We start from the raw sequence: 13,536 nt of genomic DNA, 5'->3' as shown, positions 1-13,536 counted from the left end.
TTAGGGATTAATGCCGAGCAACTGGAGAGTTTAACTCAGATAGGAAAACAGAAATATCAGGAAAAGAAAAAAGAAAAACCTAGACTCATAAAAGCGGGAGGAGGTAGGGAAGCTAAACTTAGGTTAGAAGAGCAGATTATTTTAACTCTTTTCTATCTGCATAATTTCCCAACCTTTCAAATTTTAGGAATTCAATTTGGAGTGAGTGAATCTACCGCCCATAAAATCTTTCATGAATGGATAGAAATATTAGAAGAACTTCTACCGCCTTCCCTGATGGAACAATTAAAAAAAAAAGGAGAAAAAGAGTGGGTTAAAGAAATATTAGAGGAGATGGAACTATTGGTAGATACAACGGAACAATTGATTGAGCGTCCATCAGACCCAGGCGAACAAAAAAAGTTGTATTCGGGTAAGAAAAAAGCTCATACCGTAAAAACTTCGATAATTAGTACAGCTAAAGGGACAGAAATTATTGATATAAAAGTGAGTTTAGAGAAGGTAAGAAGTGACTTAAATTTATGGAGAGAACAAGAAATCAGATTGGGTAAGAACCAGAGATATAGAGGAGATAAAGCGTACCAAGGAGAAGAGAGAATCGAAATCCCCCACAAAAAGCCAAAGGGGAAAGTCCTAAAGGAAGAGGAAAAAGAAGAAAACCGCCGAAAAGCCAGAGAGAGAATTTTTGTAGAACATCTGATTAGACAGCTAAAAAAGTTTAGGATAGTAGGAGAAAGATTTCGACTCTGGCGGCAAAGTTACGAAAAAATAATCAGAGTCGTGTGTGGATTAGTAAGAGGCAGAATAGGAGCATTAATTCTAGATATATAAAAAAACAAGTGAACGGCTGCAATGTCGAAAAAATTATCCTATGTTTTTTGAAAGTGGCTATTGTGAAATAGCTTAAAGTCCTATAAATTCGTTAAAGTTGCATTGGGAGCTTCCGAGTTGATGATGGGATAAAAACCTTATGCTCAAAGGTTTTAATGGTTTTAGGAGATGTCTAATGTCGTTATCGCTCCTACCATTGACCAAATCCAAACAAAAAAAGCATCTTGCCACCAGGTCAGTGACCAAAATAAAGGTCGATCATCCAGAACAGAACTAATAATTTGGCTTGTTACATGAGCATGAATGTCTAATCCTCGCATAATGCCTAGTGGTGTATGTTGAGGATCGCGAACACTTTCAGCCGTCATACCAATTAAAATAATTTTATCTTTAATCCAACTGGGTTCAAAATTGTTGTTTAGAACATCGTCCGCACTAATTCGTTGAGCAATTTCACGAGTGGGTGTTGAGCGATAATTAATTAGGATTTGTTCACTCGGTAAATCGGATTGGTAATATCCGGGACGACCCCGCTTTAGACTCGTAAAAACTTTTTGACCGAATTGCCAATCTTCTTGTGAATTAGCTTGAACAACTACTCCATTAGAACTCAGATATTTCCAAGCCAATTGAAAAGCTAAGGAATAAGGAGTTTTACAGTGATAAAAAGGAGGGATCATATGATCCGTTTGAGACAACGTATATCGGCGGATCATCCCTGAAGTATATGGATTGTGTTGATCGGTCCATAAATTAACAAATCCTACTTGCTTTTGTGGACTATGATCGGGTGGTTCAATACTGGTATTCGGATCGTTATTGTACTCAAATTTGCATATACTCACTAATTTTTTATTCTGTCGAAAATGCTGATTCATGGTTTGATCGGCAGAGTTTACTGGAACAGGTTTATCTCGATAAATATTTAAGCCGATCGCTGCCGGTTGATGAGCGTCTAGCTTATCTATAATCTCTGCTAACGTGCGATCGGGTAAAGGATGATCGTATAATTCTATATCCTCTTCAGTAACTCCCACGATGAGAAGACGAGGATCGGGTTGTTCTACAGGGCGCGATCGCATTAATTGATCGAATGCTCTCAGTTCCATCGGTTCCAAGAAGCCCGAAGACCGTACCCCCATCACCAGGGTAGTTACTGCTATGGAGAGGCATAGGGTGATTTTTAAGGCTTTTTGCCAAGACAAAGAAGAGGGAAGTGCTTGTCCGACTAAATCATCCCAGGTGGGGGAGATGTAGTCAGGATGCTGCCAAATGACGGGTAACCAAGTTGCGCAAGGAATTTGATCTTCTAGTCCTTGTAGCTTTTCTCTGGCTTGTCGGACTGCAACTTCAAACGAGTATCCTTGGGAAAAATTAAGCAAAAATGACTTGAGGAATTTCTGGGCGACTTGATCGGGAACATAGTCGCGCATGACAATCATTTGGGGAATCTGTACATCATCCAATCTGCGGGCTAACCCTAAGCCATCACAGGAGTTGAAAATGGCAAGTTTTAAGCCTTGTGCGACGGATTTTCGTAGACCAAACCAGATTTGATCGACGGTTAAATATTGGTTGGGGTTAATATAAATTTTGCCCGTTTCGCCATCGGTTTCACTGTGTCCAGCAAAGAAGAGGATATCCCAGGGTTGTTCCCATAATTGGTCGTTGATTTCGGATCGTTTCGGTTCGATAAGAAAGGTGACATTTGCGTGGGGAAGTGAGTTGAGGATTTGGCAGTCTTTTTCGGTGTCAATGCCTTCTCTATGTCCTAAAATAGCTAAAATTCTGACTTTTCCCGGTGGAGTGGAGTTCAGGGGATCGGATCGTCTAAACTCAGGATCGCTGAAAGAGATTTCTGCACTCTTGTATCTGGAGAAGAGATTCCAACTGTGCCAAGGCAGCTTTTGCAAATCATTGCATGTGGTGCGCAGAATAAAGCGAATGGGATCGCTATAGTTGAGTTCCTCTCGGATCTGAAGGTCGATGTCCCGGAAATCAGGGGAGCAGAGCCATTGATTCAGGCGATCGCACACTTGAGTACCTGATTCTTCACAGGCTTTCAGCGGACTGATCACTCCATCGTATTTGATGGCTTTTGGCTTTAACCCCCTTGTATTGAGGAGTCCTAAAGGGCGATACTTGTCTATCCAATGGCTTTGTACCAACTGCGCTAGATCGGGTTCAGACGGTAAGTATCCTGATATGTCTAGATCGGGGCGTTTTCCTTCTTCCCCCATTTGTAGCCGCACTCGAAAGCCGTCCTCACTCAAACTGCCTTCAAGTTCTAAAACCACCAGTTTCGCCACGTCTGTTACCTCCGGACTGTCTGATCTCACCTTTCCTTGTCCTAAATTACAGGAAATTAAAGGGGCATACACAGATCCCCTCTATAGGGTTCTCAGATTTGAAGGCATAATTTTATGCAAACTTTACAAAAATTTACAATTAAGGCAAGATAATTCAGTGGCGATCGCACCAGCGATCTGTAGCACTATCGCGCTAGCGATGATGACTGTTCATGTCCGTATGCGGTATATTTATCGCCTTCTAGAGCCAACAACGATTGATTGCAAGTTGGTGCAGCTAAAGTTAGAATCGTGTTTGCATTCAGCTCTGGTGGGATTAGCTCCTCTAGAGACCCTTGTGTACAAACCGGATCCAGACGGATATAGAGGTTCCCCAAACCTCATCTTTAGACCAATCGATAGCTAAGTCAACTTAAACAACTCACTTATTAAACTAAATCTTAGGAGGGAAACGTGACCGCAATTAGAGTGATTCCAGCGAGTGCAGCCGGTTCAACCATGGGGGTTAATGTTATTATCCGGCTCTTGTTTGACTACCGCCCCCATTTAATCAAACTCTTTAGAATTAAGAAACAAGACCACTCCATCACTCGTTATACCTTTATTGCCGTTTTCCGGGAACCTGGCTCTATCGGACAACTGGTTGCCTTGATCAACGAATGGGGAACTGCCAGTGGACAGGGAGACGGCGTAGAAAATACCGCCGAAACCTATGGATTTTCGGAAATCATGACTACGATTAAACAGCTTAAAATCCGACTGTTAACAGTGGATTGGCATACGGAAATTCATGAAGGATGGAAACAGAAGCTTGAAGTCCGTCCCGATCCCACGGTTCTTAAATATCGCCTTTCTGACTGGGAAGGTTGGCTGTTAGAACAAATCGATACCCCTTGGTTCCCCATGCAACATCTGCACGAGGACGATCTTGATTTGCGTTGGATGGAACATGAATAGGGATTAGGGAAGTGGGAATAGGGAATCTCTGTGTCGCCACGTCTGTGTGTCTCCCGATCCCTATCCCCTCATCCCATTAAGAACGAGGTCGAAATTCAACCACATTTTGCTTAATTTGTACGTCGTAGTTGCCAAAGAAATCATGGCCGAGTAAACCGATCGCCATCCGAGGGGCGATCGCCACCGGAATATCCCTGACAACAGCTCCATGGACAGCCATTGACTTCACATAACCCAAGGGAAAGGTCACCCTAGAACCGTCTGCGATCGTACTGGTGACAGAATCAACCGGCTCGATTTGCAGTTTCTGCGCCATCTCCTGAGTAATTAGAGTACCACTGGCTCCCGTATCCACAATCATCTCAAAGGAGTGGCGATCATTAAAGGTCACCTCAATCACCGGAATTCCCCCCAAACGGCGCTTAATTTGGGCTTGAAATACTCCTGGAGTCGCAGGACGAGAACGGGGAGCAGAAGTCCCCTCACACACGCCACTTAAGGGAATCGATTGTCCAGAAGAGGTTACCATAAAACATCCTTGCACTTCTTGGGCGATCGCGCTTTCTGCTCCACCGACTATGAAACCTATCCCCAGGGCAACCGTCATACCCAAACTCTTACTCCATAGATGTTTGTTCATAAATTTTTAGCGACTGATCGGACCTACTCTCTAGTTTACCCATTCCTTTCTGTCCACTGCCATATAGCGCTTGGCGCGAGGGAATAGGGAATAAGGAATAGCCTCTATTGCTTAGGGTCTAAGGCTTCAAGCTATACTCTAGAGAACAGAGAAGTGTCATACATCCACTACCCTATAATAGATACTTGCATGTACTTCGTCTTTTTGAGATTTTGATCGTGAAAAATCGTGCCCCTCGCAATCGAACACTTACATGCTCGGAGCAAGAGCTATCCCTATTCAGTCAGTCTTTGCTCTCTCTCGATCATCAGATAGCAATTGATCGGATAAAAGACAAAGTTATTCATCAAGATCTATTTATCGCTGGTGAATATCTACCCAAAAACTTTGTCGATCTTTTAGTTCTAGACCCCCCTTATAATCTTTCCAAAAACTATCATGGCTATTCATTTAACGAGAAAAAACAAGGAGACTATCAAGATTGGTTCAGTTCTGTCCTCAAGATCCTCAAGCCCATCCTCAAGCCGACAGCAACTCTTTATGTCTGCTCTGACTGGAAAACCTCGATATTAATTGCCCCTATCCTAGAGCAAGAATTTTATCTTCGCAATCGCATTACCTGGGAGAGAGAAAAAGGACGAGGGGCAAAAACCAATTGGAAGAATAACACCGAAGATATTTGGTTTTGTACCGTTTCCGATCGGTATACATTTAACCTAGATTTAGTCAAGCAAAAACGAAAAGTGATTGCGCCCTATCGGCATAAAAATGGTCAGCCCAAAGACTGGAGTGAAGAAGAAGATGGCCACTTCAGATTAACGCATCCTTCCAATCTTTGGACAGATATTAGCATTCCCTTTTGGTCAATGCCTGAAAACACCGATCATCCCACACAGAAACCGGAAAAATTGATGGCTAAACTGATTCTAGCAAGTTCAAATCCCAATGATATGGTACTCGATCCATTTCTCGGGAGTGGGACTTCAGCCGTGGTGGCCAAAAAGCTCAAACGTAACTTTGCGGGGATTGAATTAAATCAAGACTATTGTTGTTGGGCATTAAAGCGACTTCAATTAGCAGAGCAGGATGCATCGATTCAAGGATATACAGATGGGGTATTTTGGGAGAGAAATACTTTAAAGTGCCAGAGAAAGGGAACGGAGAAAGAAGTAAGAAGTCCTGTAAACAGTACGATAGAACCGTGACAAGAGTGTAACTTGACTCTTAAAAGTGTTACAACAGTAGTCAGTTACTGAACTCACTATTATGACTAGCAAGTATATTTCTTCAGAAGACTATCGCAAAATGTTGGTTCGGGATGGCGATCGCCGCTTCCAGGAGTGGCATAATCAATATTTACACTACCAGAAGCAGTATTGGAATCAACAGGTCAAAGGTCGTAAGGTAAACTAAGGTTTCAGTACGACTCAATCCTCCATGACTTCTTCCCTGGTTCCCTCTTCCGATCATTCCCCTGACGCAGGACTTGCACCTTTACTGCTCACTGTTGTTGAACTCATTCGCCAACTGATGGAAGCTCAAGTCATTCGGCGCATGGATTCGGGTAGCCTAAGCGAAGAGGAATTAGATCGAGCGGCTGAAAGTTTACAGCGTCTAGAAGAACAGATTATCAACTTATGCGAAATCTTTGACATCGATCCGGCTGACTTAAACATTGATTTAGGGGAAATTGGCTCCCTATTGCCCAAACAAGGATATTATCCAGGTGAAAATAGCGATCGCACCTCCATTCTAGAACTCTTAGACCGGCTCCTGCATACCGGCATTGTCGTTCAAGGTGATGTGGATCTTGGTCTCGCACAACTTAACCTTATCCATGCCAAACTCCGCTTAATTCTTACCTCCAAACCCATCGACGATCAGACAGGGAATAGGGAATAGGGAATAGGGAATTTTCCGCGTGTCTCCAGATCTCCATATCTCGCTATTCCGTACTCAGTCCTTATAGAAATAGGGGAACCCCCTAGAGGACTCCCCTACTTTCTAGAGATCGCAGAACTTAGTCAGTTTTAGTAAGTTTCCACATGCCAACGATGTTCTTTTTTCAGTTGTTTCCGGTACTCATCCCAGTTAACACCAAACTTTCCGGCAGCTACAGACATCCCTTCATCAATACCCGGTTCCATACCTTTGAGACCGCACATATAGATATGGGTATTCGGTTTTTGAACTAATTCCCACAGCTCATCTGCATTTTCCTTAATCCGGTCTTGAATATACATTTTACCACCTTCGGGATTTTTCTGTTCCCGGCTAATAGCATAAGTTAGGCGGAAATTATCAGGAAATTCCTGCTGCATTTTCTCCAACTCTTCCCGATAGAGAATATTTTGACTATAAGGAATACCAAAGAACAACCAAGCGAATCCCCGGAACTTATAATCTTCATGCTGTTCCTTAAACATGCGCCACAGATAAGCACGGAAAGGAGCAATTCCAGTTCCGGTTCCCATCATAATAACCGTGGATTCCTCATCATCCGGTAAGAGCATTTCCTTACCCACCGGTCCAGTGATAGCCACATCTGCACCGGCTTCAAGATTGCATAGGTAAGTCGAGCAAACGCCATAAACCGTTTCTCCCGTTTCTGGCTGTTTATATTCAAGCTGTCTAACACACAGAGAAACTGTCTTATCCTCTTCATCATCTCCATGACGAGTAGAGGCGATCGAATACAACCGTAATTTATGAGGCTTACCATTGGCATCATCTCCGGGAGGAATAATACCAATACTTTGGCCTTCCACATATTTCAGGTCTCCTTGGGACAGATCGAACGTCAAATGTTGGACCATCCCTAATCCGCCTTCAGCCACCAATTTTTCATTACTGAGACATTTCCCAACGTAAGGAGTTTTAGGGCGGTAAATATTGATCGGAATCTTTTGATCTTCAGATTTCTTGTGAACCTTACCTTGGGGAGCTGAACTCGATCCTGAAGGTGTACTCGATGGGGCATTCTCACCATTAAGCGGCTCAATCTTGACAATTTTGCCCCCTAGACGAGAAATACGCTTCATTTCCTGATTCATACGGCTGTAAGGCACAGTAATGAAGATGCTACCACTGTAACGAACTGAACCGTTCATATTTCCAGTACTACCTGGGTTAAGACCAACCACTTCAAACCGAAACAGACGGTTGCTATTGGTTGTACCCGTTAAACTCGATTTATACATTCCTTGATTTTCTCCTTTCCCCATTTACATCGGCCAATTGCCGAAACATTACCAAGTCCTGTGGGCGAGAGTGATGACAAAGCGACTAGACGTACGGTAAGCGAGCCATTCTCACTGGTCAATCCTACTCTGCAAGCAACAGTTGAAGAGTAAGATCTAATCCAGACTCAATGAGGCGATCGCCCTATATACTCTAAAACCCTTTATCAGGAGTCTCACCTCCACTCTCTCACACAAGGCAAGCGAGGGACAATTCCACTATTTTATCGAAAAGCGCCCCTTTTCAGAGGGAATAATTGGGATTAGGTTTTCTTAAAGACCCCATTCACCGTAGCATAGGTATTGAGGACAACCCTCAAATCTCTAAACTTGCCTTGTGGGGATGATCCCATTCTGGTAGAATTCCCTCCAGAATATTGAAAATGGAAACCTGAGCTGAACTCTAGCTTGAGTTGTTCCCAACCAGAGAGAGTGAGGCTGCTATTTAGGGAGCAAGCGCCCTCCAGGGTTTAAATGAAGGGCGGTTTTAATGGGTTGCCCTCAACGCTAGTTTAACTCCATTCGTGATAAACCAAAACTAACTTTAGTGAACCCATTGATTGACAGAGGAAATCTATGACGAGTAAACCGGATCGCGTGGTTTTAGTTGGTGTAGCCGGAGACTCCGGTTGTGGGAAATCAACCTTCTTACGTCGCTTAACTGACTTATTTGGAGAAGATCTCATAACCGTAATTTGTCTGGATGACTACCATTCTTTAGACCGTAAACAACGTAAAGAAACTGGGATTACCGCGCTCAACCCCAAAGCTAACAACTTTGACTTAATGTATGAGCAAGCCAAAGCGCTTAAAAACGGTGAATCCATAGAAAAACCCATTTACAACCATACTACTGGGGAAATCGATCCCCCTGAAACCATCCATCCCAAATCCATTGTCGTCCTAGAAGGACTGCATCCAATGTATGACGAACGGGTAAGGGAACTCCTGGATTTTAGTGTTTATCTTGACATCAGTGATGAAGTCAAAATTGCCTGGAAAATCCAGCGGGATATGGCAGAGAGAGGCCATCGCTATGAAGATGTACTCTTTGCTATTAATGCTCGTCGGCCAGACTTCATGGCTTATATCGATCCCCAAAAAGCTCATGCAGATGTGGTGATTCAGGTATTGCCAACCCAACTGATTCAAGACGACAAAGACCGTAAGATTTTACGGGTACGGATGATTCAACGCTATGGAGTTGCCGGTCGTGACCCCGTCTACCTGTTTGACGAAGGCTCAACCATTGATTGGATTCCCTGTGGACGCAAGTTAACCTGCTCCTATCCCGGCATTAAAATGCATTATGGGCCAGATGCTTACTATGGCCATGAAGTTTCTATCCTGGAAGTCGATGGCCAGTTTGATAATTTAGAGGAACTCATCTATATCGAAGGTCATTTGAGCAACACTTCAACACAAGAATATGGGGAATTAACTCATTTGTTACGGCAACATCCTGATTATCCAGGTTCAACCAATGGTACAGGACTGTTCCAAGTGCTAACTGGATTGAAAATGCGAGCCATTTACGAGCAGTTAACCCAAACACCAGTCAAAGTCCCAGCAAGTGTTTAGGCAGCAATGTCACCACCTGTGGACAACACCTTGAGGGTTGGTTCTCCTGTAAACTAGAGCCAGAAAGGAGCTGCGAGAGTCTTTTGGTCTGGCTCTCGCAATTCCAATTCAAAAACGGTGGATTGTTTTACCGTTCCCTAATTTTCAATCGATTCTGCAACTCATGAGCGCACCTTCTTCTAGTAACCCGACTCAATACGATCCCTTGAGTGCTGAAGCCAAATGGCAACAGTATTGGGAAGAGAACGAAACATTTAAGGCCGATCCGAATGAGGGTGGAGATCCGTTTTGTGTAGTGATTCCACCGCCGAATGTAACGGGTAGCCTGCATATGGGTCATGCCTTTGAAAGTGCCTTGATTGATACATTGGTTCGCTACCATCGGATGCTGGGAGAGAATGCGTTATGGTTGCCAGGAACCGATCATGCCAGTATTGCCGTACAGACAATTTTAGAAAAACAACTCGCCAGTGAAGGTAGAAATCGCTACGATGTTGGTCGGGAAGCGTTTCTAGAAAAGGCATGGCAGTGGAAAGAGGAGTCCGGAGGCGCGATTGTTAATCAACTGCGCCGCTTGGGGGTTTCCGTGGATTGGTCGCGGGAGCGGTTTACGATGGATGAAGGGTTATCGAAGGCGGTGATTGCAGCTTTTAAGCAGCTTTATGAGGAAGGTTTGATTTATCGGGGCAACTATATGGTAAATTGGTGTCCCGCTTCCGAGTCTGCGGTGTCTGATGTAGAGGTGGAGAAAAAAGAAGTTGATGCTCACTTATGGTATTTCCGGTATCCACTAACAGACGGTGAGGGATTTGTGGAAGTGGCAACGACTCGTCCGGAAACGATGTTGGGGGATACGGCAGTAGCAGTAAATCCCCAGGATGAACGGTATAAAGATTTAATTGGCAAGACGCTCCGGTTGCCTTTGGTGGGGCGAGAGATTCCTGTGATTGGTGATGAATATGTGGATGCTGAATTTGGGACGGGTTGTGTAAAAATAACGCCAGCTCATGACCCCAATGATTTTGAAATGGGCAAACGTCATCATCTGCCCCTGATTAATATCATGCACAAGAATGGTAGTTTGAATGAGAATGCTGGAGAGTTTGAGGGACTAGACCGATTTGAAGCGCGGAAGGCGGTGGTGAAGCGCCTGGAAGCAGAGGGCTGTTTGGTGAAGGTGGAGAATTATAAAACGACGGTTCCTTATAGCGATCGCGGTAAAGTCCCTGTTGAACCCCTTATTTCTACTCAATGGTTTGTTAATATTCGTCCCTTAGCCGATAGAGCGCTAGAGTTCCTCGATAACCAGAATCAGCCGGTGTTTGTCCCCCAGCGTTGGGAAAAAGTCTATCGGGATTGGTTAGTGAAACTGAAAGATTGGTGTATTTCTCGACAATTGTGGTGGGGTCATCAAATTCCCGCTTGGTATGTGGTGAGCGAAACCGAGGGAGAAATTACCGATGCAACTCCCTTTATCGTAGCGGCGAATGAAGCGGAAGCCTTAGCTCAAGCCAAAACCGAATATGGGGAAAGCGTGCAACTGGTTCAAGATCCCGATGTTCTCGATACCTGGTTTTCCTCTGGACTCTGGCCCTTTTCTACCATGGGATGGCCGGAGGAAACTGCCGATTTCAAGCGCTATTATCCCACTACGACTTTAGTAACCGGCTTTGACATTATTTTCTTCTGGGTGGCGCGGATGACGATGATGGCAGGTCATTTCACCGGAAAAATGCCCTTCCAAACCGTTTATATCCATGGTTTGGTCCTGGACGAAAATGGCAAGAAAATGTCAAAAACAGCCGGAAATGGTATCGATCCCTTAGTGCTCATCGAAAAATATGGAACAGATGCCCTGCGCTATACCTTGATTCGGGAAGTGGCGGGTGCAGGGCAAGATATTCGCTTAGAATACGATCGCAAAACTGATGAGTCAGCATCCGTGCAAGCGTCTCGCAACTTTGCCAATAAGCTGTGGAATGCCGCCCGGTTTGTGATGATGAATTTGGAGGGCAAAACTCCTGCGGATTTGGGAGTGGTAGCCGTTGAGGATTTAGAAGAGAGCGATCGCTGGATACTATCGCGCTACTATCAAGTCGCTGCCCAAACTCGCAATGATCTCAACCAGTATGGCTTAGGAGAAGCGGCCAAAGGCATCTATGAACTGATTTGGAACGACTTCTGCGACTGGTATATCGAACTGGTCAAAACTCGATTATGGCAAAAGGACAAGGAGGGAGATGTGTCTGCACTTCGACTTCGCTCAGTGAACGCATCCCGGTTAGTCGCGCAACAAGTCTTAGCCCTAGTCCTAGATGGGATCTTAAAGCTTCTGCATCCCTTTATGCCCCACATCACCGAAGAAATTTGGCAAACCCTAACCCAAAGTGAGGGCACATCCTTAGCCCGACAAAAGTATCCAGAAGCGGATGAAGCGCTGATCGACGCTGATTTAGAAGCCCAATTTGCCCAACTGATTGACACCATTCGCACCATTCGGAACCTACGGGCGATCGCCGAAATTAAGCCGGGTGTCCAAATTCGAGTCATCCTGCAAACGGAAAACTCAACCGAGCAAGAGATCTTAACCCAAGGCTCATCCCTGATCCAGATGATCGCCAAAACCGAAGCCCCAAAAGTGTGCGCTACCTTAGACGAGCCAATGAAGCAAACCATTGTGGGAGTAACCGGAACCGTACAAGTCTTAATTCCCCTCGCTGGAGTTGTCGATATTGGAGCGCTACGCGCTAAAGTTGAGAAAGATTTGGGTAAGATTGAAAAAGAAAGCCAAGTTCTCCAAAAGCGTTTGGGGAATCCTGGATTTGTCAACAAAGCGCCTCAAGATGTCGTTCAAGGGGCTAGAGATACGTTAGAGCAATTGCAGATCCAGGCTCAAATCCTGCGCGATCGTCTCAAGTCTCTCTCAGATTAAGGGCGATCGCGTCCATGACTTACACTGAACAATCAACGGCCATGTTATATCTAGCCCAGGTACAAAAAGAGCAATTGTTAGGCAAAGTCGGTTTACAGGTTTTAGCAGCTCAGGAGTCCGAAACCACCTGGAAACTGGCCGCTGAGGAAGACCTGATTCCTTATAGCGAGAGCGATAATTGGACTCAGAACCAGCTTGTGTTACTTGAGGTGACCGAAAACCGCGAAATTCTTAGTATTGCTGAGGCGAAGGATTGGGTCCTCAAGTTGGTTGAACAGTATTTGAGTGCAGGAATTACGCCAGAGTTTTTGCAAGGGGAAATGGAGAGGGCTGAACAATGGCGGCAAGATCTGACCCTGCAAAGTCAGGAAGTCGCCCGTGGAAAACTCGAAGTCGAAGCACGACATGCCCAATTACAAATTGTTGAGGAAAAACTGAATAAGGAAAAAAATTACTTAGAAGAGGAAAAGCAATATCTAGAAACCCAGCTTAAGCAGCTTCAAGAGGAAAAACAAGACCTCGAAACCAAGCTCCAACAGCTTTAAGAGGGAGAGGAAAGCGATCACTAGTATCTTCAGCAAGTAACAATGAATAATAATTAAGGACACCTCTATTAATTGCTCTTTCGAGCAATTAATGAGATAAAAAAAGCCCACGTTTTTTCAAAAAGAGGGGATTTTATCTATAGGAATAGACGTCAATCATGGAGCCATCACTTTTTATTGTAATACCCTTTCCCATGAAGCGCAGCTTCATGGGAAAGGGTATTACTCGATGCAAGTCTTGTGCGTACTGCTTGGTCTAAATAGGTGTGTGAGATGAGAATTTACCCTAAAAATTTAGGGTAAATCTCTGTAGGTAAGGACTATGGGGTAGAAAAATGAAAAAGGACTACTCAAAGTATCATGTCATATCAAGTCCGTTGAATAAGTTGTGATATAGCAGTGAGTTCACTCCACCCGTAAAAATCGGTTAACCCTCCAATTAATTCTGGCTGTTTCAATAAGGTTTGGCAGCGCTGGTACAACACTTCTTCTAGCTGATCGA

11 protein-coding genes are annotated in these 13,536 nt (G+C 44.3%); 8 read left to right on the top strand and 3 right to left on the bottom strand.

Features of this window, described 5'->3' with window-relative positions:
* A partial coding sequence (locus tag PN466_RS25505) for a transposase (protein ID WP_271945458.1) occupies positions 1 to 831 on the top strand: 831 nt, incomplete at its 5' end.
* A gap of 161 nt (positions 832 to 992) precedes the next feature.
* Here PN466_RS25505 and PN466_RS25500 read toward each other — a convergent pair.
* Positions 993 to 3,170: a CHASE2 domain-containing protein gene (locus tag PN466_RS25500; protein ID WP_271945456.1), complete on the bottom strand. Its 2,178-nt coding sequence runs from the start codon at positions 3,168 to 3,170 to the stop codon at positions 993 to 995.
* A gap of 423 nt (positions 3,171 to 3,593) precedes the next feature.
* Here PN466_RS25500 and PN466_RS25495 point away from each other — a divergent pair, with 423 nt between their 5' ends.
* Complete coding sequence (locus tag PN466_RS25495; RefSeq protein ID WP_271945454.1) at positions 3,594 to 4,097, top strand: hypothetical protein; 504 nt, start codon at positions 3,594 to 3,596, stop codon at positions 4,095 to 4,097.
* A gap of 76 nt (positions 4,098 to 4,173) precedes the next feature.
* On the opposite strand, the gene PN466_RS25490 is transcribed toward PN466_RS25495, so the two are convergent.
* Positions 4,174 to 4,737, bottom strand: coding sequence for a retropepsin-like aspartic protease family protein (locus tag PN466_RS25490; protein ID WP_271945453.1), 564 nt, complete (start codon positions 4,735 to 4,737; stop codon positions 4,174 to 4,176).
* A gap of 218 nt (positions 4,738 to 4,955) precedes the next feature.
* Here PN466_RS25490 and PN466_RS25485 point away from each other — a divergent pair, with 218 nt between their 5' ends.
* From PN466_RS25485 to PN466_RS25475, 3 genes are all read left to right on the top strand, one after another.
* Positions 4,956 to 5,942 (top strand): DNA-methyltransferase, encoded by a 987-nt coding sequence (locus PN466_RS25485; protein ID WP_271945451.1) that lies wholly within the window; start codon positions 4,956 to 4,958, stop codon positions 5,940 to 5,942.
* A gap of 61 nt (positions 5,943 to 6,003) precedes the next feature.
* Positions 6,004 to 6,150 carry a hypothetical protein gene (locus PN466_RS25480; protein ID WP_271945449.1) on the top strand — a complete coding sequence of 49 codons (147 nt, stop codon included), beginning with the start codon at positions 6,004 to 6,006 and terminating at the stop codon, positions 6,148 to 6,150.
* 24 nt (positions 6,151 to 6,174) lie between these two features.
* Complete coding sequence (locus tag PN466_RS25475) at positions 6,175 to 6,639, top strand: gas vesicle protein K (RefSeq protein ID WP_271945447.1); 465 nt, start codon at positions 6,175 to 6,177, stop codon at positions 6,637 to 6,639.
* 128 nt (positions 6,640 to 6,767) lie between these two features.
* On the opposite strand, the gene petH is transcribed toward PN466_RS25475, so the two are convergent.
* On the bottom strand, positions 6,768 to 7,937 hold the full coding sequence (gene petH / locus PN466_RS25470) for a ferredoxin--NADP reductase (protein WP_271945460.1): 1,170 nt from the start codon (positions 7,935 to 7,937) through the stop codon (positions 6,768 to 6,770).
* 615 nt (positions 7,938 to 8,552) lie between these two features.
* On the opposite strand from petH, the gene PN466_RS25465 reads away from it, so the two are divergent.
* The 3 genes from PN466_RS25465 (at position 8,553) to PN466_RS25455 (ending at position 13,034) form a co-directional block, all read left to right on the top strand.
* On the top strand, positions 8,553 to 9,557 hold the full coding sequence (locus tag PN466_RS25465; protein WP_271945445.1) for a phosphoribulokinase: 1,005 nt from the start codon (positions 8,553 to 8,555) through the stop codon (positions 9,555 to 9,557).
* 163 nt (positions 9,558 to 9,720) lie between these two features.
* Positions 9,721 to 12,489: a valine--tRNA ligase gene (locus PN466_RS25460; RefSeq protein ID WP_271945443.1), complete on the top strand. Its 2,769-nt coding sequence runs from the start codon at positions 9,721 to 9,723 to the stop codon at positions 12,487 to 12,489.
* 14 nt (positions 12,490 to 12,503) lie between these two features.
* Positions 12,504 to 13,034: a hypothetical protein gene (locus PN466_RS25455; RefSeq protein ID WP_271945442.1), complete on the top strand. Its 531-nt coding sequence runs from the start codon at positions 12,504 to 12,506 to the stop codon at positions 13,032 to 13,034.
* Positions 13,035 to 13,536 lie beyond the last annotated feature (502 nt).

The sequence above is a fragment of the Roseofilum reptotaenium CS-1145 genome (assembly GCF_028330985.1).
Taxonomy (GTDB): Bacteria; Cyanobacteriota; Cyanobacteriia; order Cyanobacteriales; family Desertifilaceae; genus Roseofilum; species Roseofilum reptotaenium.
The sequence above is the reverse complement of the archived record's forward strand: the minus strand, read 5'-3'. Positions and strand labels throughout refer to the sequence as shown.

What these genes read in the sequence shown, in the direction of transcription:
- PN466_RS25490 (WP_271945453.1), bottom strand. Translation starts at nt 4,737, where the DNA reads ATGAACAAACATCTATGGAGTAAGAGTTTGGGTATGACGGTTGCCCTG.
- PN466_RS25480 (WP_271945449.1), top strand. Translation starts at nt 6,004, where the DNA reads ATGACTAGCAAGTATATTTCTTCAGAAGACTATCGCAAAATGTTGGTT.
- PN466_RS25475 (WP_271945447.1), top strand. Translation starts at nt 6,175, where the DNA reads ATGACTTCTTCCCTGGTTCCCTCTTCCGATCATTCCCCTGACGCAGGA.
- petH (WP_271945460.1), bottom strand. Translation starts at nt 7,937, where the DNA reads ATGTATAAATCGAGTTTAACGGGTACAACCAATAGCAACCGTCTGTTT.
- PN466_RS25465 (WP_271945445.1), top strand. Translation starts at nt 8,553, where the DNA reads ATGACGAGTAAACCGGATCGCGTGGTTTTAGTTGGTGTAGCCGGAGAC.
- PN466_RS25460 (WP_271945443.1), top strand. Translation starts at nt 9,721, where the DNA reads ATGAGCGCACCTTCTTCTAGTAACCCGACTCAATACGATCCCTTGAGT.
- PN466_RS25455 (WP_271945442.1), top strand. Translation starts at nt 12,504, where the DNA reads ATGACTTACACTGAACAATCAACGGCCATGTTATATCTAGCCCAGGTA.